The sequence below is a fragment of the Ruegeria sp. CJ9 genome, assembly GCF_056536625.1.
In genome coordinates this window covers 627512-653005 of record NZ_JBQFPY010000001.1, presented here as the reverse complement: position 1 = coordinate 653005, position 25494 = coordinate 627512, and the positions used below count along the sequence as shown (strand labels likewise).

Below are 25494 nucleotides of genomic sequence, written 5' to 3'. Positions count from 1 at the left end.
ATTTACTGAATAGGAGGGGCTTCGGAAAATCAGGCGTGTCCACCACCGATCAAGCCGATACCCGAAGTCAGACCGAACCAAGCTTTAACCCGCAGACCGACTGCCTTGATGATACCCATAGCCTGGATCCCGTGGGCAACAAGTGTTCCCTCCATGTCACCTTCAAATTTGGTGGTGTAGGATTGGACGATGCAACCACTACCTGGCACCAAAAGTTCGCGGTGTTCTGGGTGCACCAGATCGAGATGCACAACGATCTGACCCCGTTTCGCCTTTTCACTCGGCTCAATCAGGCGACCGCTAGGCGCGAGCTGACCCGAAGAAATCTGCTCCTGAATACGTACGATCCTTGCAGGAAGAACGGTGTTGCGCATTGAGATGTTGAAGTTGCTTTCGCATGCCACCTCTGCGGCCATACCTTCGTACAGTTCGGTGCGAGAAACCTGTGAGAAGCCGGCTACGACGCGTCCTTTCTCTACATCTTTTCGGTCGGGTACAATCAGCATGGCGGGGCTCATTGCGGCTTGCGCTGCGCGTGAACCAACATTCAGGGTAACTTGTTCAACTACACCATCGACAGAGCTGCGCGTCAGGGTCTTTGAGAGTTCCACCTGAGCCTGCTGTAACGATGCACGCGCCGATGCAAGTTGGGCGGGCAGAACAGCCGTTGCCTGAACTTGCGCCACACCAAGTTGCGTTTCAGCAGCCTCAACCTCTGCTTCCCGAGTGCTCAAGGTCGCCTGTGCGCGTTCCAGCTGGCTTACTTGAAATGCCGCTGAGCCTTTTGCTTGAAGCGCTTCGTGGTCCATCAGCACCAACTCAGCCTGTTCTCTAGCGGTAACTGCGGCATCCACAACGGCCTGCGCGGTCTGGACCTGCAACTCTGCTGCCAGTTTCGCGCTTTCTATCTCTTCAACTTTGCGCATCGCAAAATCTACAGCGGCTTGTTCCGACGCATTCTCGACTGCAAACAGTGGATCGCCCGGTTCGACACGATCGCCGCCCTTTACATAGATGTCCGTAACGGTTCCGCCGTTCTCGGCGACGACCGGAACAGTTCTGAATGGCACGAGGCCGGTGTAGGACTTGGGATAGTAGTAGAATACAGCAAAGAACACGATCAGGGCGAGAACGAACCACATGAAGAGCGCTCGGTGAACATTGTAGAGGGTGACCGGTAGCCCGCGCCATTTCAGATAAATCACGCGCAGGACAAACGGAAAAGAGGTTACTAGAAGCTCAATCATTTTGCCAACTCCTCTTTCGATGGACGCCACCACAACATGAAGTCGCGAGCGATTGCGGTCAGGATTAAGGCACCCGGCAGTAGACTGCTGAAGTGGCTCAGGGCAGGCATCAGCTCATACGCCAAGGCGACAGTGAGCATTGTCGGAATAGTTGTGCGCAGCGGAGTGCCGATTGACTTGTGTTCGGTGTAACGTTCAAAGCGCGCGTACAGATGTACGACCAGCAGGATCGCAAGGGCGAGAACGACCAAGCCTACCCATGCATAGGTGTCGGTTTGGTTGGGCGCGACCCACCATCTGGGATCGCCGCCAGCGGCGAAGGCCGGAGTTGAAATGACGCCAACTAAGGGCGCCATTAGGAACGCGGGTGGTTTCATTTTTCAGTCCTTTTGTTACGCAGCCACGCTGCGCATGTAGATTTTCAGTGTTTGGAGAACGTCAATTCTCGGTGGGTTGTTGTGCGGGTTCTGAGGGCTGTTCCTGCGGGGCGTAGGGTGGATCCCAACGACGTCCGTTCGGTGTTTTCTCGCCAAGTGGCGAACTGCGCAGACCGTGGATGTTCCCCCCGGACCACTCTTGCTTGGCGGAGTTTTGGATTGCCTTCAGTACGCGGTAGTACCTTGCGAAGTAGATCATGGTCGTTTCCTTTCTGATGACCCGGACCTAACCGTCGTCGCGCCTGCAATCCTGAGGGTTCTGGACATTTGTTGTTGGCTTCTGGACAATTGCTGTGACTGCAGGGAGTTGCGTGCCATTCAGGGGAGGACGCGAAAGTGCCACGCATCAGCACTTACAGACTGCGAAACGTCGGGCTGCGTTATTCTCAAGAACCCGGCGCGCGCATTCCGTTTCCCGAAGTCCTGGAAATGGCGGGGGCACCCGTTGATATCGGCGATAGCCCCGACGCAACTGTCGAGCTGCTACATGAGGCGGGCGCAGTTGAAACTGCCTGCCGGGTTTTGGAAGACAAAACTTTTGCCGCGCGCGTTGGGCTTTCGGCGCAAGGTCCCGGAACACTTCTGGCCTACATCGTGCGGGCAGCCGAAACGGTGGAAGACGCGCTGGTATTGACGCAGCGCTTTTATGCAATGCAGGATCCTGACTTGCGTCTTGACGTAGTGGGGGGGGGCGAAAAGCCAAAGATCACTCTGGAGAGCAGTGTTATCCCGGCACATCAATACCCTCGCCACCGTGAAATGCTGATATTCGGTCTTTATAAGCGTGTTCAACAAATCACCTCTGGCGGGCTTGCCCCGATCTCTATCGAGTTGGAAACGGACGATGCCGAGCACTGTCGGCAGCTGGCGGATTTGGCGGGATGTGATGTCGTAGGCTTCAAGTCTGGATACGCCTTGGCCCTGCCCACAAACGGCATGAGTTTTAAGATACCAACGGCAGACCCCACCTTATTGGGACATTTACGAAGGCACGGAGAAGAGCAACTGAAGGCGCAGCCTGATGCAGTCCGTAGTCTGTCCGACCGCATAATGGATATGCTCGGCGAACGTCTTCCCGGACCGATACCAAACGGCGACGATATAGCCGGAGAACTTGGCCTGACGCGTCGGACCATGACACGGCACCTGTCGGCCGAGGGAACAAGTTTTAAGGCTCTTCTGGAAGGTGTGCTGTGCGACCTGTCCAAACGCATGCTGCGCAGCGGTGAGGGTGTTGCCCGTGTTGCCTTCATGCTTGGATTTGCGGATCAGGCCGCCTTTTCGGTGGCGTTCAAGCGCTGGACAGGTGAAACGCCTGCCAGATTCCGTAAAGCTGGCCGCTAGAGGGACTGGCACCGGGGATCGAAAGATGTCCAAGATCCACAAAACCTTGTCCCGTCTCCAAAAGAAAGCGGGCCATCGGGTCACCTAGTTCAATGGCACACAGCAGCCACGGTGGTTGCTAACCCAGAACAAGGATGAACCCTATGAAGACCTCGAAGAAATTCATTATCGCCCCGATCTCAGGCGCACTTCTGATCACCATGGCGGCAACAGCTCATGCTGACTACGTCACCGACAAGGCGATCAAGGGTGCAGTTGTCGGCGCCACTGTCGCCGGTATCGCAGGCGAAAGCATCGTAGGTGGCGCGGCCGCTGGTGCCGCAGTCGGAGCCGTAGGCGGCGCGATCCAAAAGGACAATTTCGAAGACGCGCAGGACGAAGCCCAGGAGCGTCGCGACGACTTTAAAGAAGAACACAAAGACTGGAACGACTAAGACACCACCCCCAGTGAAGCAAACAAGGAGAAACACAGCCGAACAAACCCGACCGGTCAGCATGCGCTGTTAGCATCCAGACGCAGTTTGACTGACCATCCCGCACAGAACTCGCACAGTTTCTGATAGCTTGCCATCCAGCTCACAAACGAGCCGGGTGGCAACTTTGTTTCGAGCCCTCGAACGCAATTGTTTCCTGAAGGCGCGGTTTCAACTTTCAGCCTCAGTCCCAGCCAATGGGAACTGGGTTTTGTCCAAAACCCAAAAACAACCGTCCAGAACCCAAATGAACTGAAACAGGCAACAACCCAAATCCGGCTCATCTGAATGACATCGATGAGCTGGCAGCCGAGGTACTTCTGTTCACTGCCGCACTTTGCAACCCAATGCCAAAGGAAACGGCAATGAACTTATTCGCAAACTTTGACGCAGAGACTCTGGCACGCATCCAGTTTGCCTTTACTGTGTCGTTTCACATCATCTTCCCGGCCTTTTCCATCGGCTTGGCAAGCTTCTTGGCCGTCCTCAATGGCCTCTGGTTGTGGCGCAAGGACAAGGTTTACCTCAACCTGTTCAACTACTGGAAAAAGATCTTCGCAGTTGGTTTTGCGATGGGTGTCGTATCCGGCATCGTGATGTCGTACCAATTCGGTACGAACTGGAGCACATTCTCGGATACCGCAGGCCCTGTAATCGGGCCCTTGATGGCTTACGAGGTCATGACAGCCTTTTTCCTGGAGGCAGGCTTTCTCGGCATTATGCTTTTCGGTCGCGAACGCGTCGGTCCGAGCTTGCACATGATGGCCACAGCGATGGTCGCTCTTGGCACTCTGATATCGGCTACGTGGATCTTGTCGGTCAATTCCTGGATGCAAACCCCGGCTGGGTTTGACATCAACGAACTGGGGCAGTTCATTCCCGTTGACTGGTGGTCGATTGTCTTCAATCCGTCCTTCCCATACCGCCTGACACACATGGTTCTTGCCGCCTATCTCACCACTGCTTTTGTGGTGGCCGGGGTTGCGGCCTGGCACTTGCTACGCCGCAATCGCACGGCTGAAGTCACTCGAATGTTCTCGATGGCAATGTGGATGGCCGTCTTAGTCACCCCTCTGCAGATCGTTGCCGGCGACCTTCATGGTTTGAATACGCTGGAGCATCAGCCGCAGAAAGTGATGGCGATGGAAGGTCACTTTGACAGCCACCCCGAAGGTGCACCGCTAATCCTGTTCGGCATTCTAAACGAAGATGAAAAGCGTGTGGACTACGCCATCGAAATCCCGAAACTATCATCGCTGATCCTGAAACATGACCCCAACGCGCCGCTTGACGGGCTGGACACTATCCCCGACGACGAAGAACCCCCGGTCGCGATCGTATTCTACAGCTTCCGCATCATGCTCGCCATCGGCTTTGCCATGCTGGGCATCGGCTTGTGGTCGCTTGTTCAGCGGGTTCGCGGCCGTCTCAACGACGATCGCTGGTTGCAGAGGACATCCGTTCTATTGGCACCCAGCGGGTTTGTAGCGGTACTGGCCGGTTGGATCACCACCGAAGTGGGGCGCCAGCCGTACACGGTGTACGGGCTGATGCGGACATCGGACTCACTCTCACAAGTGGATGCACCTTCTGTTGCCGCGTCTTTGATAGCCTTCATCGTAGTGTATTTCGCCGTGTTCGGAGCGGGCACGTTCTACATGCTGCGCCTCATGGGCAAAGCACCCGCCGAAGGTCCTCGGGAAAACTACAGAACTATTGAAATCCCGACTATGGCGGAGGCGGCGTAATGCTTGAACTCTCGACAATCTGGGCAGGCATAATAGCGTTTGCCGTTTTAACCTACGTGATCCTGGACGGTTTCGATCTTGGAATTGGAATCCTCTTTCCATTCGCGAAAACCGACAAAGATCGGGACGTTATGATGAACTCAGTCACTCCGGTATGGGACGGGAACGAAACCTGGCTGGTCATGGGCGGCGGAGGTTTGTTCGCTGTTTTCCCGTTGGCTTATTCCGTGGTGATGCCCGCGATCTATTTGCCCGTTATCACCATGCTTCTTGCGCTTGTTTTCCGCGGTGTCGCCTTCGAATACCGGTGGCGAACGGTGCGTGGGCGCTGGCTGTGGGATGTCGCGTTTCACGGCGGTTCAACCGTGGCTGCCTTCTGCCAAGGCATCACGCTTGGCGCGCTGGTCCAGGGCATCCCGGTCGAAGATCGGCTGTACGCAGGTGCACAGTGGGATTGGCTGACGCCGTTCTCTGTCCTATCGGGTGTGGCCTTGGTGATCGGGTATGCCTTGCTGGGCGCGACCTGGCTCAATATGAAAACAACGGGCGGAATACAGCACCAGATGCGTTCCTATGCACGTCCACTGATGCTCATGACGCTCGGGTTGATTGGCCTCGTCAGTCTTTTGACCCCGTTCCAAGATCCGATCTATCTGATCAGATGGTTTTCATGGTCCGGTGTAGTTTTCTCTGTGTGTGTGCCGGCTGTTGTTGCTCTCATTGCTTGGATGCTTCATCGCGGCCTGAAGACACAGCGCGACTATCAGCCCTTCTTCTGCGCCATTGCCTTGTTTGTCGTGTGCTTCATTGGCATTGGGATCAGTTTCTATCCCTATATGCTACCCCCAAGCCTCACGATTGCCGAAGCCGCAGCACCTGACAGCAGTTTGGCTTTCGCTCTGGTCGGAGCCGTCATTCTGCTGCCTGTGATCCTTGCTTACACCGCCTACACGTACTGGGTATTCCGCGGAAAGATCGATCCAGAGGAGAGCTTCCATTGAAACTGATAAAGCAAGTTTTCTGGTTCAGCGCGATATGGTTCGGCAGCGTCTTGTGCCTAGCCAATGTCGCTTACGTAATCAGGTTGTTCATCACCTGAAATTGCAAAGATACCAATGCTCGCGCGTCGGCATGCCCAGCTCGCGCAAACATTAGTCCAAGCGCCGAAAGAAACCCCGTTCCAGCTCACCAGATTTTCAATAACACGCGGCTGGCTGGGTCGTCTCAAACTTAACAATGCAAGGGGGCTGTAATGCTTTCTCGTCAAAAACAAATGTCTGTGCAGTGGGATCAGATTGACCCGGTTCTGCCCACTCTACCTAAGCAACAAAAGCTGGGCGATAGCCGCTCGTCTGGCATGTTGCCAAAGCTATTCACAGGGCTCCTTGCAGCAGGGTTTGCGACCTTCGTTCTATTGCCATTCACTTCGGCCCTTACAGGAACTGTTACGAAAGACCTCTTCCCAATTGTCCACATATTGCTCGTCCTGCTCTTTGCGCTTGTCGTCTTTGCTTCCACAGCCGCAATAGTACTGAAAGGATCAACACTGCGAGCCGTCCTTGGGCGAGGATTGGCCTCTCTCGGTGCAGCGCTTATCATTTCGCCCGTAGGGCTTTCGATCCTGTTCGCATTATACCTGAAAGACTGGGTATCGATCGTAGTAGACACGTCTATCGAGCAGGCGGGAAGAACAGCGATATCCCTGTTTGGCGGTATCTTCGTTGCCAATGCCCTCGCTATGGGATTGGCGTTTGGATGTTTGTCTCTGCTACTTGGGATCAGGCTAATGCAAAATCGTCCAAAACCACTCGCTTCGCCTTAGGCGAGTAAACTTTCGTTTTGGGCTCAACGCGGTCATCTGACAAAAAATGTCGGATGACGGCTTTGCGGACAAAGCCGCCGTTCAGTTTTTGGGTGGTTCGTACGGATCAGGCGTTCCCGGTGGGGTTGGAGGGTGTTCCTCGAAGGTTGCAATGTGCTCCTGCAACTGCGGCAGCGCCTTTTCGGCTGCCCATGTGTGCGGGAAGAGTACGCTTTCACGCTCGTGTGGATCATTCAAAAGGTCTTGTCAGAAGAACTTGGGTTGAGCGGGGCAGGGGTGTTGCGCAGCTTTTTCTCATGACCAGACCTGCCTCTTTCAAGTACTTCAAAACCAATCCCGAGATTATCCGCTTGGCGCTGATGCTGTACATCCGTTTCCCGCTCTCGCTTAGGAATGTCGAAGATCTGCTGCACGAACGCGGGATCGACGTGAGCCACGAAACTATCCGGTATTGGTGGAACAGGTTTGGCCCGACGTTTGCTGCTGAGATCCGAAGAAAGCGTGTTCAGCAGCTGCGCGCAGTCTCTAAATGGAAGTGGCACCTGGACGAGGTTTTCGTGAAGGTAAATGGTAAGCGGCATTATCTTTGGCGGGCCGTTGATCACGAAGGCGAGGTGCTGGAAGCAATCGTCACCAAACGCCGAAACAAGCAGGCTGCACTGAAATTCCTCAGGAAATTGATGAAGCGATACGGTAAAGCGGAAAACGTCGTCACGGATCGCTTCGCCTCATACAGAACCGCGCTCAGAGAGCTGGGCGCGCTCGAAACACAAAAGACGGGCAGGTGGCTCAACAACCGCGTCGAGAATTCACACCTTCCTTTCCGACGACGCGAACGCGCGATGCAACGGTTCAGGCGCATGCGAAATTTGCAGAAATTCGTCTCGGTCCACTCCTCTGTCTACAACCACTTAAACCAGGAAGGATCGCTCGCAAGCCGAGATACCTTCAAGCTGACCCGCGCCGCCGCTCTTAGCGAGTGGCGTCAACTTTGTTCCGGATAGGTTTGCGGTTTCCGCGGCAAACTGAGACTGGTTCGAATTAGTCTGACAGCACCAACTGCTGCAATCTGACCTAAAGCAGACACTGGTCTAAACTTCAGGCTGTGTATGGACTTCTTTCTTCTCTGACAGAGTTAATGCATTGTGCATGAGCATGTTTCGAGGATTGCATGAAGATAGACGAATACGATTTTGTCATTGTTGGCGCCGGTTCGGCCGGCTGTGTCGTTGCCGAAGGATTGAGTCGCGATTCGTCAGTTTCTGTCTTACTTCTCGAAGCCGGGCCAATTGACCGTAACGTCATGATACAAATTCCCGCCGGAGTTTATCGGGCCTTCCGAAACAAACGGATCAATTGGAATTACGTATCGGAACCCGAAGCCGGGTTGAATGGCCGCCGGATACCAACCCCGCGAGGGCGAGTTGTGGGAGGGTCTTCTTCGATCAATTCAATGGTCTATATGCGTGGTCATCCAGACGATTTTAACCGCTGGGAGCGCGATCATGGACTTGCGGGTTGGGGGTATGCCGACTGCCTTCCTTATTTCAAGGCAGCCGAAAGCTATGATCAAGGAGCCAATGATTGGCGAGGAAACTCGGGCCTTCTAAAAGTAACACGCACAGATAACACTGACCCACTATTCGACGTTTTTCTTGAGGCTGGCGCACAAGCCGGACAGGGAGCAAGTGATGATCTGAACGGTCAGCATCCTGAGGGCGTGGCGCGCTATGACGCTACGAAAAGCCGCAATCGCAGGTGCAGCGCTGCAACAGCTTACCTGACCCCGGCATTACGGCGCCCGAACCTTAAAATGCAAACTGGAGCCCATGTCGAAAAACTGGAAATTCGCCGTCACCGCGTTGAGGGTGTGACGTTCCAGCTGGCTGGGGAGCATAAGACTGTAAGGGCGAAACGAGAAGTTGTCTTGTGTGGCGGAGCGATCAACTCGCCTCAATTGCTCATGTTGTCCGGTATAGGTCCGGCGGATCATTTGCGTGATTGCGGCATCCAAGTTCTTGCTGATTTGCCTGGCGTTGGCCAAAATCTTCGGGATCATGCCAAGATAAAGCTGCAGTTTGCCTGCCGCAAACGGCTTGCATTTCACCGCATCGGCAATCCTTTGGTCAGGGCGACCGCAGGGGTGCAATGGGCCCTGACCGGCCAGGGCATCGCTACGTCCAACATATGGGAAGCGGGTGGCCTCATACGCAGCAACGATGATGTTTCCCATCCCAATCTTCAGTACCATTTCGGCCCCTTGGGATTTACGGTTCAAGGGGATCGTATCACGATCAATCAGGCGTTCTCAGTCAACGTAGATCATGCAAGACCACGAACGAAAGGCTACATCGAACTTAACCGCACCACGCCTCGGGGACCACCAAGGTTGCATTTCAATTATCTTGCCGACCCCGACGACCTGCGCGAAATGGGAGAAGGTGTGCTCCGCGCGCGCGAGCTTGTGGCGCAACCGGCCTTTGACGAGTTTCGCGGCGCGGAAATGACTCCGGGTGCCGATTGTCGAACAAGTGAGGATATCGAGGCCATGCTGCGCGAGAGAGTGGAAACCGCTTTTCATCCGTCGTGCACCTGTCGGATGGGCCATGATGGACTGGCGGTGGTTGATAACAAATTTCGTGTGCACGGAATTGAAGCCTTGCGCGTAGTGGATGCTTCGGTTTTGCCAGAGATTACGAGCGCCAATCTCAATGCACCTACGATGATGATCGCGGCCAGAGCTGTGGATTTCATGCGGAATGCACCACAGTTGAAACCGATGCACGAAGAGGCGGTCCGCACAGGTAAGGAGCGCGCGCGATACAATTCTGTTGAATGTTGACACAGGCTTTCTGGTCGCTGACAGCACAATGGGCATCTAAGCTGACTTTTGCGTCAACTGTAGCGAATTTACGCTTCGTCCCCCAAACTGTGAGTTCGGACAGCACCATAGCGCGCAATCGCAGCGAAAGACCGGTAAGCGGATTGCGGCTGCAACATCGTGAGGGTGGGACGAAGGTCCGGAAAGGGCCGTGACACTCAGTTGGGGCGGGCAGCCGCGCTGCCTGCCCTGGAACAATACTGTCCTCTCATGCCGAGGCTGTCTTGGGGCCAACTGCCTTCAACAGCCGTGCAAAGATCATCACATGCGTGACCAAAAGTACCGGCACAAAGAATGTTGGAATGAACCAAGTGGGGCCAAAGTAGTTAATTGCCTCGGCCTGGCGCAAGGCGTTCACCAGATCGACAGTACCAAGGATGTTGAAACCCCACACCAACGGAAGGGCAACCACTGATCTCCATCGCAAAGCGATAAGCGCGGCGATTGCTAGAAACGCCGAGAGTAGATCGCCATAGCTGGCGCTGGTTGCGAACACCTCGGGCAAACCTCCGTTGTTGAGATTTGGTACCATGAAGCTCATTCCGATGTGTCGGAAAGCATGCGGCAGCAGCAGCATTGAGAGCGCCGCAGCCACCGACAGCCGTGCAAGCCAAGGTGCAACGTACCATGCCGCGATCAGAGCAAAGACAAAGAGACTCATCGCGAATTGAAGAAGGAATATCACTGTGGGGGTCATCTGATCGATCCTTTCGATATGCGTCTTTTTACGTGAATTGGGGGTGGGCAGACCGTCATGCTCGAGCCGCAGTTTGCGATACGCTCGCCTCGGCCCGGATCGTCTCCAGTGAAGCGGCAGGAGTAATCTCTTGGGCTTTTCCAGTGGCGACATCGTAAAGCAAGGCCGAGACGGTGATCGCGTCCGGTACCTCCGGTGCTGCCGCTAGACGCTTGATGTCTGCCGAAAGGTCGCTTTCCTGATCCGTGATCGCGTATTCGGATACGTCAATCCCAAGCTTTTTCAACAGCGCGTCCTGAAGGTCCGGATTGGACAGCCGCTCGGCTCCACATTGTGTGTGCTGCATCAGGATGACGTTGAACCCCTGTTCGCGGCCCTCCGTCATAGCGCTCACAAGAAAGGCGAGGGTGGCGATTTCTTCGATTGCGGCGCGCGTAACCCGTCCGCCATTGTTTCGGATCACAACCGCGTCGCCAAGCTCCAGTCCGAGGATGTGCGCGGGATCGACCCGGGCATCACCGCAGGTCAGAACAACCGTTCGCAACTTTGGCAGGATCGGCAGGTCAGCACTGTCAAAGCCCGCCGCGAATTCCTGGTTTCGGGTGATGAGTTCGTCCTGAACGTTCATGAAGAGGTCCTTTCGTCTTGGGGGGCAATCCTTCGTCGTTTGCGGTCTCAGGCAACACGCTTCGGTTCGGTTTGTACGTCCTTGGGTTGGTGCTTTTCTGTCCAGGCCGCATTGTCCTGACAGTACGAAGCGGATGAGAGCTGCACGTAGTCTCGCTGCTTCTGAGCGTGATCAAGATCGAACGGGCGCGTCGTGAGAATCTTCAGGAAAATGCCGATCGCGCCTATGCTGCGGGACAGGCTGCGCACCAGGTCGGGTTGTTCAGCGACCTTGCGCCGTACAATGCTTTCGAAGGCTTCAGGTTCGTGTCCGCTGACTTGGAACACATCTTCGGTTGGGGCATTCACCGCGAAGGCGCCTCGCCGGTACTCTTCTGAATAGATTGCAAGCTGGGTGACTGCCGCTTCCGAATAGTTTGCAGGGCGAAGGGCTTTCAGCGCCTTGACCATCATTCGTTCGGAAATATCGGCATAGCGTACCCGCCGCCCCAGCGCGCGGCCCATTGCTTCGGCGATCTCGTTGGGCGACAGCAGCGTTGGACCCGTGGGACGATAAGTCTTGCCTGCATGGTGTGCCGGATCCGTCAAGGCACCGACAACCACGCGGGCAATGTCTTCGTTTGAGGGGGCGGCATTCTTCTTCACGTCGCCGTCGCCGAGCGGCATCGTGAACTTCCCAAGATGGGCCGCCATGCCCAGTACCATCAGGTAGTTTTCGGCAAACCAGCCGACATTCACCGTGGTCACAGACATCTCGGGACGCATGCCGATCAGGATATCGCCCAGGTATACTTCACGTGTAAACAGTGATGGGTGATCTACGCTCGAAAGCCATTGGCTAAGTGTAACGACGTGTTCGACCTTTGCTTCGTAAGTCGCAGCGGTGAAGACCGCACTGAAGTGCAGCCCATTGGGTGCTGTGGGAGCGCATTGATACGCCCGCTGCACGCCTTTCATCGCCGAGCGCATGTCGCTCAGGGAATACTGGTCACCCACGAATAGTTCAGCGCCCGCGCGTTCGAGAATATCAGAGCGATGATCCCTCTGCCGTATGAAAGCGCGGACAGGATAGGCTTTGGCTCTGAGCTGAAGCGCGACTTGCAGCCCGGTCTTACCGCTTGCGCTGGTGACGAGGATCTTAGGCTTGGCAGGCACGGGCGCACTCCTTTAGATGATGCTTGCAATCTATAATTTAGATGATACATGTAATCTTAATTGTCAACCCCGCCTAGGAGCGCGAAAATGCCGAGAATGTCGGAAGCGGAAAAAAAGCGCAGTCACAACAGGATACTGGATGCTGCAGCACAGTTGTTCCGCGAACGCGGGGTCGAAGCGACAAGCGTCGCTGACGTCATGAAGGCAGCCGGAATGACACATGGTGGTTTCTACCGGCACTTCGAGTCGAAAGAGGATTTGATCGCGACAGCCTTCCGGCACGCGATCGACGATGTTGTTTCAGGCATGGAACGCGAGGAATCCAGCGAAGGGCGAGGGAAGGAACGTCAGGACTACATAGCCAAGTACCTGTCCCAAGCTCATGTTCAAGACAGTCGGCATGGATGCCCGTTGGCGGCGATGGGAACCGAGCTTGCCCGCACCAAGGGCGCATCTAGGCACGCGGGCGCTCAAGCTTCGGATCGCATGGCGGCCCTTTTGCGGGACACGCCGGAAACCGGCTCGGACCAGGGCCTGGCTGCGATGGCACTCCTGATGGGTACGATCACTCTGGCTCGTTTGGCAGGAACTGAAGACGAGGCGGACCGAGCTCTGGAGGCCGGACGCACTGCCATAGTTTTGCTGCAGGATCATTGGCCGAAAGGCAGGTCTTAAACTGCGGCAGGGTATTCCGCGAGATTGGCGGCTATGTTGTGCGTTGTGTGAATTCGTTCTGTCGTTGATCATGCAGCGGCAGCGAATGGCAGCTTCGAAGGGCCGCACAGCCGCAATCAGAACCTGTAGTCAAAGTCGGCTCTGGGCCGACGTCGGCTGGCGTAATGCTGCAGGTCCGCCAATGACTGCGAAGGAGCCCAAAGTAAGGTCTTGTCAGAAGAACTTGGCCTGAGGCGGGCAGGGGGCTTTCGTAGCTTTTGCCCATGACCAATCCTGCCTCTTTCAAGTATTTCAAAACCAGTCCTGAGATCATCCGCCTTGCGGTGATGCTGTACATCCGTTTCCCGCTCTCGCTTCGGAATGTCGAAGACTTGTTGCACGAGCGAGGCATCGACGTGAGTCACGAAACTGTCCGGTATTGGTGGAACAGGTTTGGCCCGATGTTTGCAGCTGAGATCCGAAAAAAGCGTGTTCAGCAACTGCGCGCATTCTCCAAATGGAAGTGGCGCGTGGACGAGGTTTTCGTGAAGGTGAATGGCAAACGGCATTATCTTTGGCGGGCTGTTGATCACGAAGGTGAGGTGCTGGAAGCCGTTGTCACAAAACGCCGAAACAAAGCTGCAGCACTGAAATTCCTCAAGAAATTGATGAAGCGACACGGTAAAGCGGAAAACGTCGTCACGGATCGCTTCGCATCGTATCGGGCTGCTCTCAGAGAGCTTGGTGCTACCGAAAAACAGCAGACGGGCAGGTGGCTCAATATCCGGGTTGAGAATTCGCACCTGCCGTTCCGACGACACGAACGCGCGATGCAACGTTTCAGGCGCATGCGAAGTTTGCAAAAATTCGCCTCCGTCCATTCCTCCGTCTACAACCACTTCAACCAGGAAAGATCGCTAGCCAGCAGAGATACCTTCAAGCTGACACGCACCGCCGCTCTTAGAGAGTGGCGTCAACTTTGTTCCGGATAGGTTCGCGGTTTCCACGGCAAACTGAGACTGGTTAGAATTCATCTGACAGCACCGCCATAAAAAAGGCGAAATCGACCACCTTCTGACTGCCTTTTGAACCGGCCAGTGTGCCGACTTTTCACAATACAATTGAAAATTTCTGGCTTTGGCAACCTCCGGCCAACAGTCACCACGTGATGCGTATCGGTGACATCGCCCAAACCATTGTTGCCTCTTTCTCCGTCTTGTTGCGAAAGCGATGCGCGATCATGGATGGGTAGGAAAAGCTGTCTCCTTCGCGCAATGAAATGATTTCGTCCCCGAGACGTAGCTCAACTTCACCGCTAAGAACTATGGCGTGTTGCTCACCTTCAAAAGAATAGCCTTTGAGTGGCTCGGGTGGTTCTCCTGCGCCGGGGCGGAACCGTGATAGGATCAAGTAACAATGGCCGGACAATGTGCTTGAAAGCAACTCGTCCTCAAAACCTAATTCATCAGTTGAGCGCGTGTACATCGCGGACAGCGCCCTACGGTTTTCGCGTCGCACGACGTGCTTTCGCTCAAGAGGCCCGTTGCCTTCCTGTTTGGGAAAGAACCAATTGGGTTCTACTGCAAGCGCATCGCTGATTTCGCCAAGCAGGTCGTTCGACACCTTGGCCGCCCCAAGTTCAATTCGGCTGAGATAGGCTTTGGAGCACGACACCACCTCGGACAGGTGTTGTAGGGTCAATCCACGCGCTTTGCGCACTTCGCGAATTTCACTGCCGAGCCTTTGGGCGTCGGTCTGAGACACGTCACTATTCATGACTTCAGAATAAATGATTTTAGTTGACTTTTCGAGCTCAAATCAACTTAGTTGAAAAGAAGGGGAAAAATCAACTGATTTTCCATCGGCTGGGAGAAAGCTATGCGCTTTGATTTGATTGCCAATTTTAGCCCCGGTGAGACGATTCCATGGACGCGCACGCTGGAGATGATCCTCGAACAGTGTTCGCTGGCCGAGCAGGCAGGGTTCACGACCGCATGGTTCACCGAGCATCATTTTGCCCATAACGGTTACATGAATGCGCCGCCCAACCCGATCCAGATGGGGACCCACGTTGCCGCGCATTGCAAGACGCTGCGGGTTGGAACAGCGCCCATCATTTTGCCTGACTGGCATCCTTTGCGCGTGGCTGAAGATGCCGCGATGCTGGATAATATGACGCTGGGCCGTTTTGATTTCGGCGTCGCCAAGGGCATCAATGAACGCTCGACCCTCCAGTTCAATAAAGATGCGGACCGGCGCGACAATGCCAAGGTTATGCGGCTGTATCAGGAGAGCCTTGAGATTATCCTGAAAGCCTGGACCAACGAAGCGTTCACCCATCATGGTGAGTTCTATCAATTCCCTGTTCCCGGCTGGAAAGAGAGCAACCGGTTCTTTGACCCTCTGGATCCGCGTTATCACGATAAAGATGGCGAATACAAAGCGATGTATGTGCATCCGCGCCCCTATTCCAACCCTCACCCTCCGGTCTGGCTGATGTCAAATGCACCGCCCACATTCAAACTGGCCGGGGAACGCGGTTGGGGCGTGATCTCGATGGCGGCTGGCCCCAAGGTGACGCTGGCCTGTTGGGAGCCCTACCGCCAGGCCCTGTCGCAACGCGAAGGGCGCGAGGTAAGTCTTGGCGAGGGCGTTGGTGTCTGCACAGCGTTTTATGTCGGTGAAAGCATGGAAGAAGCGGTGAACACAATCCGTGGTCCGATCAATGCCTATTACGAATTTCTCGGCGGGTCGCGCCCCAAGGGGGAATGGACCAAGCACGGCTATCTGGATGTCGGCGAAGAGATGACCCCCGAAGATGAGGACATGGACTGGTTTGATTTCCTCAATAAACGCGGGATCATTGTGGTGGGAGATGCCGAATATGTTGCGGATCGTTTTGCAGAACGGCAGGAAACCATCGGCCTCGATCACCTCATGCTGATGCAGCAATATACCGGCGTTCCTTACGAGAAAATTCTGGCCAGCTGGCATCGTCTGTTTGAGCATGTCGTTCCCAGGTTCGGCACGCAGTCCATCGCGCAAAAAAGGATGCTGGAAAATGCTTGAGATTTGGGGGCGACCCTATTCGTCGAACGTCATTCCGGTGATCTGGACAGCGAATGAACTGGGGTTGGACTACGCGCTGCAACTTGCCGGGGGCAGCTTTGGCAAGCTCGACACCGAGATGTATGCGCAGATCAATCCCAACAAGATGATCCCGGCGATCCGCGACGGGGATTTTGCGCTGTGGGAAAGCCTTGCCATCGTACGCTACCTCTGTGATCGATACGGGGCAGGAACGCTGAGCCCGTCCGATATTCAGACCCGCGCGATTGCGGATCAATGGATGGAGTGGTCGGCAAGCCGCGCCTTTGGGCCGGTGATCTATCTGTTCTTCGCAACGGTGCGCACGCAACCGGGCAAGCGTGACCCTGAAAAGATCGCCAAGCTGCGCGATGAGGCGCACGAGGCCCTGACCCTTCTGGACCGGCACCTTGCGGAGCGCACCTATGTCTGCGGCGACAGCTTCACCATGGCGGATATTCCCTTGGGATGTGTGGCCTATCGTTATTTTAACGTCGAGGTCGACCGCCCGTCCTTGCAGAATGTCGAGGCCTGGTATCAGCGACTGGCGGAACGCCCCGCCTATCAGGATCACGTCATGCGCCCGTTCGGGACCAACCCCGATGAATGGGCTGCCTTGGAAAAAGCCTGTGCCAGCGAAGGGGTGCTATGATGGACGTCCGAGAATATCGCCGCGCACTTGGCGCCTTTCCGACGGGTGTTACCATTGTAGCCACCTATAACGCGGACAGAGAACCGTGGGGCCTGACCGCCAACTCATTCACTTCGGTCTCATTGCAGCCGCCGGTGATCTCGGTCTGTGTTGCAAAGTCAGGCCGGGTCTTCCCAACGCTGTCGCAATCGGATCATTTTGCGGTCAATATCCTGTCGGCCGAGCAGAAAGACCTTGCTATGCACTTTGCAAGCGATGTCGAAAACCGATTTACCGACACCGATTGGATCCCCGGAACCGCGACCCCCTTGATCCCCGGTGCCTCGACGCAATTGGAGTGTACGGTTCACAGCAGGGTCGACGCAGACGATCACGAGATCCTCTTGGGCCGCGTCATCAACTACGCCCACGCGCCCGCTCCGCCCCTTGTCTTTTGCCGCGGCGCGTTCTTCTCCGCGCCCCAACCCGAGGCTTCATCATGAGCGATCATCTGACCTTTCACACACGCTTCGGCCCTGATGAATTCGACGCTCAATATAATCTAAGGGCAGGGCGACCGGACTATGAAGTGACCGTCATTCCCGGTTGGAGCAGCGATAGCGAGACAGCGCGCGCCACCTGCGATTGCAGCCTGGACCTCCGCTATGGGGAAGGCGAGAAGCAAAGGTTGGATGTCTTCCGCTGCTTGGACGCGGCTGCGCCGACATTGGTCTATTTCCACGGCGGCTATTGGCAGCGTGGTGACAAATCGATTTACAGTTTCATAGCGCCACCCTTTGTTGCCGCGGGGTTCAATGTTGTCGTCGTTGGCTACGATCTTTGCCCATCCGTGACCATTACGCGTATTTCAGAAGAAGCGCGTGAGGCCATGGCCTATATCTGGCGCAACGCGCGCGATCTGGGCATCAATCCAGACCGCATCACCGTGATGGGTCATTCCGCTGGCGGACATATCACCCAGATGATGATGGCGACTGATTGGCCTGCGTTTGGTGATGATCTTCCCGCGGACTTGATAAAATCCGGTATCCCGGTGTCACCGCTCAGCTATCTCGAACCGGTCCGTCTGACCGAAGCGCTGAATGCGGGCATCCGCATGGATCCAACAGAAGCCGAGGCTGAAAGCCCGATGACCAACCACCCCCCGGTCACCAATGCGCCTCAACTGGTTGTGGTCGGCGGTGCGGAAACCGAGGAATTCCACCGACAGGCACGCATGTATGTCGAAAAATACGAAACAGCAGATCGCAAGGTGGGTCTCTATTTCGTGCCGGGCGTGGATCACTTTGACGAACTGAATGTGCTTGTCGACCCGGCAAGCCCCTTCTTCAAACACACTTGCGACATGCTTCAAGGAAAAGGACTGCAATCATGACCGCTTTGACCCGTGACCTTGTCGACTCGGTCGGCGACGCTTTTAACGCGAACGACATTGACGCTGTGATGAAGCATTTTGCAGACGACGCGACATTTGACCATGCCGTTGGCCCCGAAGAACATGGCATACGTCTGGAAGGTGCCGAGGCCATTCGCAACGCCTTTTCAACCCTGTTTGAAAAGGTTGCGAACGTGCATTGGGAAACACTTGACTGCACCATTTCTGGAAACAAAGCCTGTTGTGAATATCGCCGCACGGCCACGCACAAGGATGGCACCAAGGAAGAGTTTCTAAGCGTCGACATCTTGACCTACCGCGATGGGCTGATCGTTCACAAAGACACGTATTATAAGCAACGCACAAGCTGATCCGACAGTCTCGGACGCAGCCAGACACGCAGTCGTTTTACCGAACCTTTCCCAGTTTGGTGCCGCTGGGGTTGCTGGCCCGAGCGGCTGTGACTTCTAAAGCCAGGTTTCATTTCCAGATTGGGGCTAAGCGCTTCTGGCGTAGAAATTCAGGTGTTGAAATCCCGATCTTTGAACGTCATGTGTCCACTGGATGCAATCTTAGGGCGAGGCCGGTTTGGACGTTCAGCCGAGATGTAAGATTGCGGATCTATCGGGTGGTGAAGGCCGAAAATTGTTGCCATTGAAATTCACACCTAAGCATATGAAAATCGGCAATGCTAAATGGTGGCGCACCATATTATTTACAAAAAATATTATTATTCGTGAATTTTTTTACAAAATTATGTTTCAAAAATAGGAATTTATTGAGGAATTTTCATTCCGCTTTCCATTATTGAGATGCACAAAAGTGCGCTTTTGTCCGCTGGAAGAGGAGCCAGAGGGCGAAAGAACGAAAATGGGAGGAATGAATGACCAACAAATCTGTCACACGCCGCGGCGTGCTGAAGTCTGGTGCCGTTGCAGGTACCGGTCTGGCCCTGCCTACAATCTTTACGGCTTCGTCGGCTGCTGCTTTCACCAACGAACCGACAGGGGCATCTGTCACTTTGGGTTTCAATGTTCCGCAAACCGGACCTTACGCCGAAGAAGGCAATGACGAACTGCTTGCTCAGCAACTGGCCGTCGAACATCTGAACGGCGAAGGGGACGGGGGTTGCCTTAATACCTTCACATCCAAGGCGCTTCAGGGGAACGGCATCCTTGGCAAGAAAGTCGAATTTGTTACGGGTGACACGCAGACCAAATCGGACGCCGCGCGTGCCTCTGCCAAATCGATGATTGAAAAAGACGGCGCGATCATGATCAACGGTGGCTCGTCTTCAGGCGTGGCTGTCGCGGTTCAGGGCCTGTGCCAAGAGGCCGGCGTGATCTTTATGGCGGGTCTGACCCACGCGAACGACACCACGGGCAAGGATAAAAAAGCCAACGGGTTCCGTCATTTCTTCAACGCCTATATGTCGGGTGCAGCGCTTGCACCGGTGTTGGCAGCTGAGATGGGCAAGGAACGTCGCGCGTATCACCTAACGGCCGACTATAACTGGGGTTGGACCCAGGAAGAGTCGATCGTTGCCTCGACCGAAGCCTTGGGATGGGAAACGGTCAACACGGTTAAGACACCACTCGCGTCAACGGACTTTTCGTCCTATATCGCCCCGGTTCTGAACTCGGGCGCGGATGTTCTAGTTCTGAACCATTACGGCGGGAACATGGTGAATTCGCTGACCAACGCAATTCAATTCGGCCTGCTGGACAAGGTCGCCAATGGCAAGGACTTCAAGATCGTCGTGCCGCTGTATTCCGAGTTGATGGCCGCTGGTGCGGGTGAAAACATCAAAGGCGTCTTGGGGTCGATGAACTGGAACTGGCAGCTGCAGGATGAGGGCACCAAAGCCTTCGTGAAATCCTTTGGCGAGAAGTACGGCAAGCCTCCGTCCAACTCGGCCCAGACCTGCTATGCGCAAGTTCTGCTTTATGCGGATGCGTGTGAGCGGGCAGGAACCTTCAATCCATGCGGTATTGTCGAAGCTCTGGAAGACTTTGAGTTCGACGGGCTGGGCAATGGTCCGACTTGGTATCGCGGTGCGGATCACCAGTGTTTCAAGGACGTGCTGGTCGTGCGGGGCAACGAGAACCCGACCAACGAGTACGACACGCTGGAAATCGTAGAGATCACGCCGCGTGCGCAGGTCGAGTACGATCCGGAACACCCGATGTTCGCCGGTGGTGAACTGGGTAAGTGCAACCCGGGCGCTTAAGGCCTTTGGCTGATGTCTGACCGCCGGTCTCGGCGGCCAGACCCCTTGTGGCCGGGCGCTAAAACCCGGTCACGACCACTCAATTACACTGACCAATCTTGAGGTGGGGCCGATGGACGCCATCCTACTGCAAATTCTCAACGGGCTGGACAAGGGCTCGGCCTATGCGCTGATCGCGCTGGGCCTGACGCTGATTTTCGGAACGCTGGGTGTTGTGAACTTTGCCCACGGGGCGCTGTTCATGATCGGAGCGTTCTGTGCGGTGACCTTACAGAAGCTTCTTAACCTGAGTTTCGAAACGCTTGACGAAACCCAGAAGGACTTTCTGGGCAACCCGCTGAAAGTTGAAACGCCTTATGTCGAGGCCTGGTTCGGCCCCGAGGTCGGAGCCACCATCATTGACTGGTCCGTTCCGCTGGCGATCCTTTTTGCGATCCCCATCATGTTGCTGGTTGGCTATGTGATGGAGCGTGGGCTGATCAAGCATTTCTACAAGCGCCCTCATGCGGATCAGATCCTTGTGACCTTTGGACTGGCTATCGTGCTGCAGGAAATCGTCAAGTATTTCTTCGGCGCTAATCCGATCCAGACCCCGCCGCCAGATGCGCTGAGCGGGTCGGTCGATTTGGGCATCATGGTTGGGTTCGACCCCAACGCGATCATCTATCCGATCTGGCGTTTGGTCTATTTCGGATTTGCGGTGGGCATCATCGGTGCGGTGTTCTCATTCCTGCAATTCACTACGTTTGGTATGGTCGTGCGTGCCGGGATGGCGGATCGCGAAACTGTCGGTCTGCTGGGTATCAACATCGACCGCCGGTTCACCATCATGTTCGGCATCGCCGCTGCCGTGGCCGGCCTTGCCGGGGTGATGTACGGCCCGCTTAATCCGCCAAATTACCATATGGGCATGGACTTTCTGGTTCTCAGCTTTGTTGTGGTCGTTGTGGGCGGCATGGGTTCATTGCCAGGCGCGGTGCTGGCCGGGTTCTTGCTGGGTATTTTGGAGAGCTTTGCCTCGACAACCTGGGCAACCACTACGATCCCGGGCATCAATCAGATCATCATCTACCTTGTCGCCATCATCGTGCTGCTGACACGTCCACGCGGTCTAATGGGCCGCAAGGGCGTGATGGAGGAATAAGCCCATGCTGGGACTAAACAAAAAAGACACCGGCCTGCTGATCATCGTTGCAATCCTGACATTGCTGGCCCCCTTCATCCTGAACCCGTTCCCCGAAGGCAGCGCCATGGCGCAGTTCAATGCGGGTTACCCGGATCTGATGCAAAGGTTCGTGATCTTTGGCATCTTCGCCATCGGCTTCAACATCCTGTTCGGTTTGACGGGATACCTGTCTTTCGGTCACGCGGCCTTTCTGGGGGTGGGGTCTTATTCCGCCGTTTGGATGTTCAAGCTACTCAGCTACAACATCATTCCGGCCATTGCGCTAAGTGTGGTCGTCGCCGGATTGTTTTCGCTGCTGATCGGCTTTGTCAGCCTGCGCCGGTCAGGAATTTACTTTTCAATCCTGACACTGGCCTTCGCGCAGATGAGTTTTGCGCTGGCTTATTCGGTGCTATCGAACCCCAAGTTTAACCTGACGAACGGGGAAACCGGCCTGCAAGTCTATGCAGATGATCCGCAGATCCTGCAGGGCGCCAATGCGCCGGACCTGCCGCACCTGTTCGGCTTGCCGATGCGTGCGACCTACACAATGGACGTAGGCGCGTGGAGCTTTGATTTCAACGCGGGCTATTACCTGTGCGCGGTTGTTCTGATGGTGGTGTTCTACCTGTCTATCCGCATCTTCCGGTCGCCCTTTGGCATGATGTTGCGGGCGGTGAAATCAAACCAACAGCGGATGAATTACACGGGTTTGAACTCGAAGCCTTACACGCTGGCGGCCTTTGTAATCTCGGGCATGTATGCCGGTCTGGCCGGTGGTCTGATGGCCGCGATGGACCCGCTGGCTGGTGCTGAACGGATGCAATGGACAGCCTCGGGAGAGGTGGTCCTGATGACTATCCTTGGCGGCACCGGAACACTGATAGGTCCGGTTCTGGGTGCTGGATTTATCAAGTATTTTGAGAACATCTTCTCGAAGATCAACGATAACGTCCTGCACAGCTGGTTCGCATTCCTGCCTGATGGGCTGGAGGATGCGGTTGTCTTCGTGATCCATCCGTTCATCGGAAAAGGTTGGCATTTGACGCTGGGCATCCTGTTCATGCTGGTCGTCATCTATCTGCCAGGCGGTCTTGTCGAAGGTGGCCAACGATTGCTCAACCGCTTTAAGCGCAAGAAATCTAATACCGACGATGCAACGTCGGGCAAAACAGAACCGGCCGAGTAGGGGGCGAACCATGGCAATTCTAAGAGTCAAAGATGTCAGCAAGCGCTTCGGTGGTCTCAAGGCGCTGACGGATGTAAACCTCAATGTCGAAGAGAACTCGGTCCACGCCATCATCGGTCCCAACGGTGCAGGTAAGTCGACGCTGTTGAATTGTTTGGTGGGCAAGCTGATGCCGGACACCGGGTCCGTTTTGTTCAACAACAATTCGGTACTTGGGTTGGAGCCGTTCCAGATTAACCAGATGGGCATCAGCCGCGTGTTTCAGACGCCCGAGATATTTGGCGAGCTGACGGTGATGGAAAACATGTTGATCCCGATCTTCGCAATGCGGGATGGGGCTTTTCGGATGCACGCCTATGAGACCATCGCCAATGAAAAGGCGGTTGTGGAACAGGCCGAGGCGATGCTGGAAGAGATGAACATGGCTGACAAACGCGAAATGCACGCCGCTTCGCTGTCTCGTGGTGACAAGCGGCGGCTAGAGATCGGCATGTGCCTCAGTCAGAACCCGCGCTTGCTGCTGTTGGACGAACCCACGGCGGGCATGGCGCGGGCTGATACCAACAATACCATTGATCTGCTGAAGCAAATCAAGGACGAGCGCGACATCACCATCGCGATCATTGAACATGACATGCACGTGGTCTTCAGCCTGGCCGAACGCATCACGGTCTTGGCGCAAGGCACTCCCCTGGTTGAAGACACGCCTGAAAACATTCGTGGCAACCCAAAGGTCCGAGAGGCCTATTTGGGCGAAGCAGCGTAAGGAAAAGCTATGAACGAGAAACCTGACTTTTCGAAAAACGCGAACAGGGCCAGTACCGCACCTGCGTTTCTTTCGGTGTGGGATATGCATTCATACTACGGAGAAAGCTACATAGTTCAGGGCGTCAGCTTCAATGTACATGAAGGTGAGATTCTAGCTCTTCTTGGGCGAAACGGCGCTGGCAAGACCTCGACGCTCCGTTCCATCGCAAGGGTCGGAGAGCCGGAAGTAAGGCATGGCGAAATCTGGCTGGATCACCAACCGCTGCACAATATGACAAGTTACGAAGCGGCTGCTGCGGGTCTTGGTCTTGTCCCGGAAGATAGGCGAATTATTCCGGGCCTAACTGTCGAAGAAAACCTGCAGCTTGCGCAAATCGCGCCGCCGATTGGATGGTCGTTGGAAAGGTTATACGAGTTGTTCCCGCGCTTGGGCGAGCGCCGCAAACAAGAGGGAACTACGTTGTCCGGCGGCGAACAACAGATGCTGTCAATCGCCAGAGCACTGGCCAGAGACATCAAGGTCTTGCTTTTGGATGAGCCTTATGAAGGTTTGGCCCCTGTCATCGTCGACGAGATCGAAAAAACGCTTATTCATGTCAAGCAACAGGGCATGACCACGATCATCGTCGAACAGAACGCCGTTCGTGCTTTGGAACTGGCGGACCGGGCGATTATTCTGGATACTGGGAGCATTGTGTTTGACGGGACTGCGAACGAGGTGCTGGAAGATACCAATCTTCGGGAAGAGTATCTGGCGATATAAGTATCCTGTTTAGCCGCATGAAAAGTCTAAAGATATTAGGCTTTTCAGGTGCTTGAAATTCGCTGATTTGGGCGGTTTCGGATAAACCATTGCCCGTCTTTCAAAGACAGTTAAACCTGCTGGCCACGCACGTCACCAACCCATTCTGTGTGGGGGTTGGCCTTCACTTCCTCGAGCATTTTTAGAACTTCGGCTTTCCAACCAGCCTTGATCTTTAAGGCCAACTGAGACGGCGGGCGGTGAGCGGGTTCAAGGATCGCATATTCATACCTGAGCGGATTGTCCAAAGGCACGAACACAACCTTGTCGTTGGACAGGTTCATCTCACGTTCCGTTGCGACGGTCAGCGGATCAACTATCGTGCAGCACTGGCCCGAACTTACAAACGGAATGAGCGGTAGGAAATACTGACAGGTCACGGTCGGGTTATAGTTGGCGGATATGTCCTGAAACTCTCGCCGGACTTTGCGCTGAAACGGATGGGTTGCGTATAGCCCGCCCATCGGCGTTCCGTCCAAATCGGAAATCGTAATGCTGTCCTGGGACGCAAGCGGATGATCGCAATCTATTGCGCAGAAACAGTCTGCCTGAATCAGTTCGACCGAATATTGTGCTTTTCGCCCGGCTGAATGCTCGAAATCAGCAAAGCCGAAATCGATATTCTGCGTTCCCGCAAGTTCCATAATTTGCGGAGAGCTCCGCGAGGACAACGTGATTTGAATGTCCGGGTTTTCACCCACCGACTGACTGATGAACCGCGGGAACAAAAAGGCCGAAGGGCCCGGCATCGTTGCGATATTCAGGCTGCCGGAATGCCCTTTGATCAAACCCTCCATGGTGTTTGAGATCGTTGACAGGCGATCCAGAATGCCTGCGGTCTCGGCCAGAAGGTAATGCGCCTCGGGGACCGGAACCAGCCGACGTCCTTTGCGTTCAAACAATGTCAGGCCCAAAGATTTTTCGAGGTTCTTGAGGGCAAGGCTGATAGCAGGCTGCGTCCGATGCAATTTCTTGGCAGTCTGAGAGATGGAGCCGGACTCCATCACCTCGCGAAAAACGGTGAGTTGGGTGAGGTTCATGTTCAATGTATAAGTTAAAATTTAATTTTGTGAAATATAACAAATTTGTATTTATGAGAATTGCCTTTACGCTTGCAGGATCGAAGTCGGGCGAACCGAAT

General features: G+C 55.0%; 27 protein-coding genes. 20 read left to right on the top strand and 7 right to left on the bottom strand.

Annotated elements, in window-relative coordinates:
• Positions 1-29: 29 nt before the first annotated feature.
• Both ACR0AJ_RS03255 and ACR0AJ_RS03250 read right to left on the bottom strand, forming a co-directional pair.
• Positions 30-1247 carry an HlyD family secretion protein gene (locus tag ACR0AJ_RS03255; protein ID WP_170349366.1) on the bottom strand — a complete coding sequence of 406 codons (1218 nt, stop codon included), beginning with the start codon at positions 1245-1247 and terminating at the stop codon, positions 30-32.
• A complete protein-coding gene (locus ACR0AJ_RS03250; protein ID WP_170347760.1) occupies positions 1244-1624 on the bottom strand; it encodes a hypothetical protein in 381 nt (126 codons plus the stop codon). The genes ACR0AJ_RS03255 and ACR0AJ_RS03250 overlap by 4 nt, the downstream gene beginning before the upstream one ends.
• 396 nt (positions 1625-2020) lie before the next feature.
• On the opposite strand from ACR0AJ_RS03250, the gene ACR0AJ_RS03245 reads away from it, so the two are divergent.
• From ACR0AJ_RS03245 to ACR0AJ_RS03210, 8 genes are all read left to right on the top strand, one after another.
• On the top strand, positions 2021-3028 hold the full coding sequence (locus ACR0AJ_RS03245; protein ID WP_480740064.1) for a helix-turn-helix domain-containing protein: 1008 nt from the start codon (positions 2021-2023) through the stop codon (positions 3026-3028).
• Positions 3029-3171: 143 nt separating this feature from the next.
• Complete coding sequence (locus tag ACR0AJ_RS03240; protein ID WP_058283947.1) at positions 3172-3462, top strand: glycine zipper domain-containing protein; 291 nt, start codon at positions 3172-3174, stop codon at positions 3460-3462.
• Between the two features lie 404 nt (positions 3463-3866).
• On the top strand, positions 3867-5249 hold the full coding sequence (locus ACR0AJ_RS03235) for a cytochrome ubiquinol oxidase subunit I (RefSeq protein ID WP_480740062.1): 1383 nt from the start codon (positions 3867-3869) through the stop codon (positions 5247-5249).
• Complete coding sequence (gene cydB / locus ACR0AJ_RS03230) at positions 5249-6250, top strand: cytochrome d ubiquinol oxidase subunit II (protein ID WP_480740061.1); 1002 nt, start codon at positions 5249-5251, stop codon at positions 6248-6250. The genes ACR0AJ_RS03235 and cydB overlap by 1 nt, the downstream gene beginning before the upstream one ends.
• Positions 6247-6348 (top strand): DUF2474 family protein, encoded by a 102-nt coding sequence (locus tag ACR0AJ_RS03225; protein ID WP_170362893.1) that lies wholly within the window; start codon positions 6247-6249, stop codon positions 6346-6348. Before cydB ends, ACR0AJ_RS03225 begins: the two co-directional genes overlap by 4 nt.
• A gap of 153 nt (positions 6349-6501) precedes the next feature.
• Positions 6502-7071 carry a hypothetical protein gene (locus ACR0AJ_RS03220; protein ID WP_480740059.1) on the top strand — a complete coding sequence of 190 codons (570 nt, stop codon included), beginning with the start codon at positions 6502-6504 and terminating at the stop codon, positions 7069-7071.
• Between the two features lie 296 nt (positions 7072-7367).
• Positions 7368-8075 (top strand): IS6 family transposase, encoded by a 708-nt coding sequence (locus tag ACR0AJ_RS03215; RefSeq protein ID WP_480646209.1) that lies wholly within the window; start codon positions 7368-7370, stop codon positions 8073-8075.
• 167 nt (positions 8076-8242) lie between these two features.
• Positions 8243-9913, top strand: coding sequence for a GMC family oxidoreductase (locus ACR0AJ_RS03210; RefSeq protein ID WP_480740057.1), 1671 nt, complete (start codon positions 8243-8245; stop codon positions 9911-9913).
• Between the two features lie 247 nt (positions 9914-10160).
• On the opposite strand, the gene ACR0AJ_RS03205 is transcribed toward ACR0AJ_RS03210, so the two are convergent.
• Genes ACR0AJ_RS03205 through ACR0AJ_RS03195 form a run of 3 tightly spaced genes read right to left on the bottom strand, consistent with a single transcriptional unit; the run spans position 10161 to position 12431 of the window.
• Entirely contained in the window at positions 10161-10649 is a 489-nt protein-coding gene (locus ACR0AJ_RS03205) for a hypothetical protein (RefSeq protein ID WP_170357719.1), read from the bottom strand.
• A 55-nt stretch (positions 10650-10704) separates the two neighbouring features.
• Positions 10705-11277, bottom strand: coding sequence for a carbonic anhydrase (locus ACR0AJ_RS03200; protein WP_170415104.1), 573 nt, complete (start codon positions 11275-11277; stop codon positions 10705-10707).
• Between the two features lie 47 nt (positions 11278-11324).
• The gene (locus ACR0AJ_RS03195; RefSeq protein WP_170415100.1) at positions 11325-12431 is read right to left on the bottom strand and encodes an NmrA family NAD(P)-binding protein; all 1107 of its coding nucleotides are present in this window, start codon (positions 12429-12431) and stop codon (positions 11325-11327) included.
• Between the two features lie 87 nt (positions 12432-12518).
• Here ACR0AJ_RS03195 and ACR0AJ_RS03190 point away from each other — a divergent pair, with 87 nt between their 5' ends.
• Together ACR0AJ_RS03190 and ACR0AJ_RS03185 are read left to right on the top strand one after the other, a co-directional pair.
• Positions 12519-13106 carry a TetR/AcrR family transcriptional regulator gene (locus tag ACR0AJ_RS03190; protein ID WP_480646216.1) on the top strand — a complete coding sequence of 196 codons (588 nt, stop codon included), beginning with the start codon at positions 12519-12521 and terminating at the stop codon, positions 13104-13106.
• A 263-nt stretch (positions 13107-13369) separates the two neighbouring features.
• Positions 13370-14077: an IS6 family transposase gene (locus ACR0AJ_RS03185; RefSeq protein WP_480646218.1), complete on the top strand. Its 708-nt coding sequence runs from the start codon at positions 13370-13372 to the stop codon at positions 14075-14077.
• 166 nt (positions 14078-14243) lie between these two features.
• On the opposite strand, the gene ACR0AJ_RS03180 is transcribed toward ACR0AJ_RS03185, so the two are convergent.
• Positions 14244-14849 (bottom strand): helix-turn-helix domain-containing protein, encoded by a 606-nt coding sequence (locus tag ACR0AJ_RS03180; protein ID WP_170374670.1) that lies wholly within the window; start codon positions 14847-14849, stop codon positions 14244-14246.
• 114 nt (positions 14850-14963) lie between these two features.
• On the opposite strand from ACR0AJ_RS03180, the gene ACR0AJ_RS03175 reads away from it, so the two are divergent.
• The 10 genes from ACR0AJ_RS03175 (at position 14964) to ACR0AJ_RS03130 (ending at position 24314) form a co-directional block, all read left to right on the top strand.
• Entirely contained in the window at positions 14964-16154 is a 1191-nt protein-coding gene (locus ACR0AJ_RS03175; protein ID WP_480740056.1) for an LLM class flavin-dependent oxidoreductase, read from the top strand.
• Positions 16147-16824 carry a glutathione S-transferase family protein gene (locus tag ACR0AJ_RS03170; RefSeq protein ID WP_170348206.1) on the top strand — a complete coding sequence of 226 codons (678 nt, stop codon included), beginning with the start codon at positions 16147-16149 and terminating at the stop codon, positions 16822-16824. Before ACR0AJ_RS03175 ends, ACR0AJ_RS03170 begins: the two co-directional genes overlap by 8 nt.
• Complete coding sequence (locus ACR0AJ_RS03165; protein WP_170348207.1) at positions 16821-17306, top strand: flavin reductase family protein; 486 nt, start codon at positions 16821-16823, stop codon at positions 17304-17306. The genes ACR0AJ_RS03170 and ACR0AJ_RS03165 overlap by 4 nt, the downstream gene beginning before the upstream one ends.
• Positions 17303-18199: an alpha/beta hydrolase gene (locus ACR0AJ_RS03160; protein WP_170374673.1), complete on the top strand. Its 897-nt coding sequence runs from the start codon at positions 17303-17305 to the stop codon at positions 18197-18199. Before ACR0AJ_RS03165 ends, ACR0AJ_RS03160 begins: the two co-directional genes overlap by 4 nt.
• A complete protein-coding gene (locus tag ACR0AJ_RS03155; RefSeq protein ID WP_170348209.1) occupies positions 18196-18570 on the top strand; it encodes a nuclear transport factor 2 family protein in 375 nt (124 codons plus the stop codon). The genes ACR0AJ_RS03160 and ACR0AJ_RS03155 overlap by 4 nt, the downstream gene beginning before the upstream one ends.
• 512 nt (positions 18571-19082) lie before the next feature.
• Positions 19083-20429: a substrate-binding protein gene (locus ACR0AJ_RS03150; RefSeq protein ID WP_170348210.1), complete on the top strand. Its 1347-nt coding sequence runs from the start codon at positions 19083-19085 to the stop codon at positions 20427-20429.
• A 112-nt stretch (positions 20430-20541) separates the two neighbouring features.
• Complete coding sequence (locus ACR0AJ_RS03145; protein WP_425080889.1) at positions 20542-21573, top strand: branched-chain amino acid ABC transporter permease; 1032 nt, start codon at positions 20542-20544, stop codon at positions 21571-21573.
• A gap of 4 nt (positions 21574-21577) precedes the next feature.
• Positions 21578-22783 carry a branched-chain amino acid ABC transporter permease gene (locus tag ACR0AJ_RS03140; protein ID WP_170393454.1) on the top strand — a complete coding sequence of 402 codons (1206 nt, stop codon included), beginning with the start codon at positions 21578-21580 and terminating at the stop codon, positions 22781-22783.
• Between the two features lie 10 nt (positions 22784-22793).
• Positions 22794-23549: an ABC transporter ATP-binding protein gene (locus ACR0AJ_RS03135; protein ID WP_170348213.1), complete on the top strand. Its 756-nt coding sequence runs from the start codon at positions 22794-22796 to the stop codon at positions 23547-23549.
• Between the two features lie 9 nt (positions 23550-23558).
• Positions 23559-24314: an ABC transporter ATP-binding protein gene (locus ACR0AJ_RS03130; protein WP_480646222.1), complete on the top strand. Its 756-nt coding sequence runs from the start codon at positions 23559-23561 to the stop codon at positions 24312-24314.
• A 110-nt stretch (positions 24315-24424) separates the two neighbouring features.
• Here the strand turns inward: ACR0AJ_RS03130 and ACR0AJ_RS03125 are convergent, their stop codons facing one another.
• A complete protein-coding gene (locus ACR0AJ_RS03125) occupies positions 24425-25393 on the bottom strand; it encodes a LysR family transcriptional regulator (RefSeq protein WP_170348215.1) in 969 nt (322 codons plus the stop codon).
• Between the last annotated feature and the right edge of the window lie 101 nt (positions 25394-25494).

Coding starts and splice junctions, on each gene's coding strand:
- ACR0AJ_RS03140 (WP_170393454.1), top strand. CDS start 21,578: ATGCTGGGACTAAACAAAAAAGACACCGGCCTGCTGATCATCGTTGCA.
- ACR0AJ_RS03160 (WP_170374673.1), top strand. CDS start 17,303: ATGAGCGATCATCTGACCTTTCACACACGCTTCGGCCCTGATGAATTC.
- ACR0AJ_RS03145 (WP_425080889.1), top strand. CDS start 20,542: ATGGACGCCATCCTACTGCAAATTCTCAACGGGCTGGACAAGGGCTCG.
- ACR0AJ_RS03250 (WP_170347760.1), bottom strand. CDS start 1,624: ATGAAACCACCCGCGTTCCTAATGGCGCCCTTAGTTGGCGTCATTTCA.
- ACR0AJ_RS03240 (WP_058283947.1), top strand. CDS start 3,172: ATGAAGACCTCGAAGAAATTCATTATCGCCCCGATCTCAGGCGCACTT.
- ACR0AJ_RS03215 (WP_480646209.1), top strand. CDS start 7,368: ATGACCAGACCTGCCTCTTTCAAGTACTTCAAAACCAATCCCGAGATT.
- ACR0AJ_RS03200 (WP_170415104.1), bottom strand. CDS start 11,277: ATGAACGTTCAGGACGAACTCATCACCCGAAACCAGGAATTCGCGGCG.
- ACR0AJ_RS03130 (WP_480646222.1), top strand. CDS start 23,559: ATGAACGAGAAACCTGACTTTTCGAAAAACGCGAACAGGGCCAGTACC.
- ACR0AJ_RS03165 (WP_170348207.1), top strand. CDS start 16,821: ATGATGGACGTCCGAGAATATCGCCGCGCACTTGGCGCCTTTCCGACG.
- ACR0AJ_RS03175 (WP_480740056.1), top strand. CDS start 14,964: ATGCGCTTTGATTTGATTGCCAATTTTAGCCCCGGTGAGACGATTCCA.
- ACR0AJ_RS03210 (WP_480740057.1), top strand. CDS start 8,243: ATGAAGATAGACGAATACGATTTTGTCATTGTTGGCGCCGGTTCGGCC.
- cydB (WP_480740061.1), top strand. CDS start 5,249: ATGCTTGAACTCTCGACAATCTGGGCAGGCATAATAGCGTTTGCCGTT.
- ACR0AJ_RS03205 (WP_170357719.1), bottom strand. CDS start 10,649: ATGACCCCCACAGTGATATTCCTTCTTCAATTCGCGATGAGTCTCTTT.
- ACR0AJ_RS03185 (WP_480646218.1), top strand. CDS start 13,370: ATGACCAATCCTGCCTCTTTCAAGTATTTCAAAACCAGTCCTGAGATC.
- ACR0AJ_RS03150 (WP_170348210.1), top strand. CDS start 19,083: ATGACCAACAAATCTGTCACACGCCGCGGCGTGCTGAAGTCTGGTGCC.
- ACR0AJ_RS03125 (WP_170348215.1), bottom strand. CDS start 25,393: ATGAACCTCACCCAACTCACCGTTTTTCGCGAGGTGATGGAGTCCGGC.
- ACR0AJ_RS03170 (WP_170348206.1), top strand. CDS start 16,147: ATGCTTGAGATTTGGGGGCGACCCTATTCGTCGAACGTCATTCCGGTG.
- ACR0AJ_RS03135 (WP_170348213.1), top strand. CDS start 22,794: ATGGCAATTCTAAGAGTCAAAGATGTCAGCAAGCGCTTCGGTGGTCTC.
- ACR0AJ_RS03235 (WP_480740062.1), top strand. CDS start 3,867: ATGAACTTATTCGCAAACTTTGACGCAGAGACTCTGGCACGCATCCAG.
- ACR0AJ_RS03220 (WP_480740059.1), top strand. CDS start 6,502: ATGCTTTCTCGTCAAAAACAAATGTCTGTGCAGTGGGATCAGATTGAC.
- ACR0AJ_RS03190 (WP_480646216.1), top strand. CDS start 12,519: ATGCCGAGAATGTCGGAAGCGGAAAAAAAGCGCAGTCACAACAGGATA.
- ACR0AJ_RS03155 (WP_170348209.1), top strand. CDS start 18,196: ATGACCGCTTTGACCCGTGACCTTGTCGACTCGGTCGGCGACGCTTTT.
- ACR0AJ_RS03255 (WP_170349366.1), bottom strand. CDS start 1,247: ATGATTGAGCTTCTAGTAACCTCTTTTCCGTTTGTCCTGCGCGTGATT.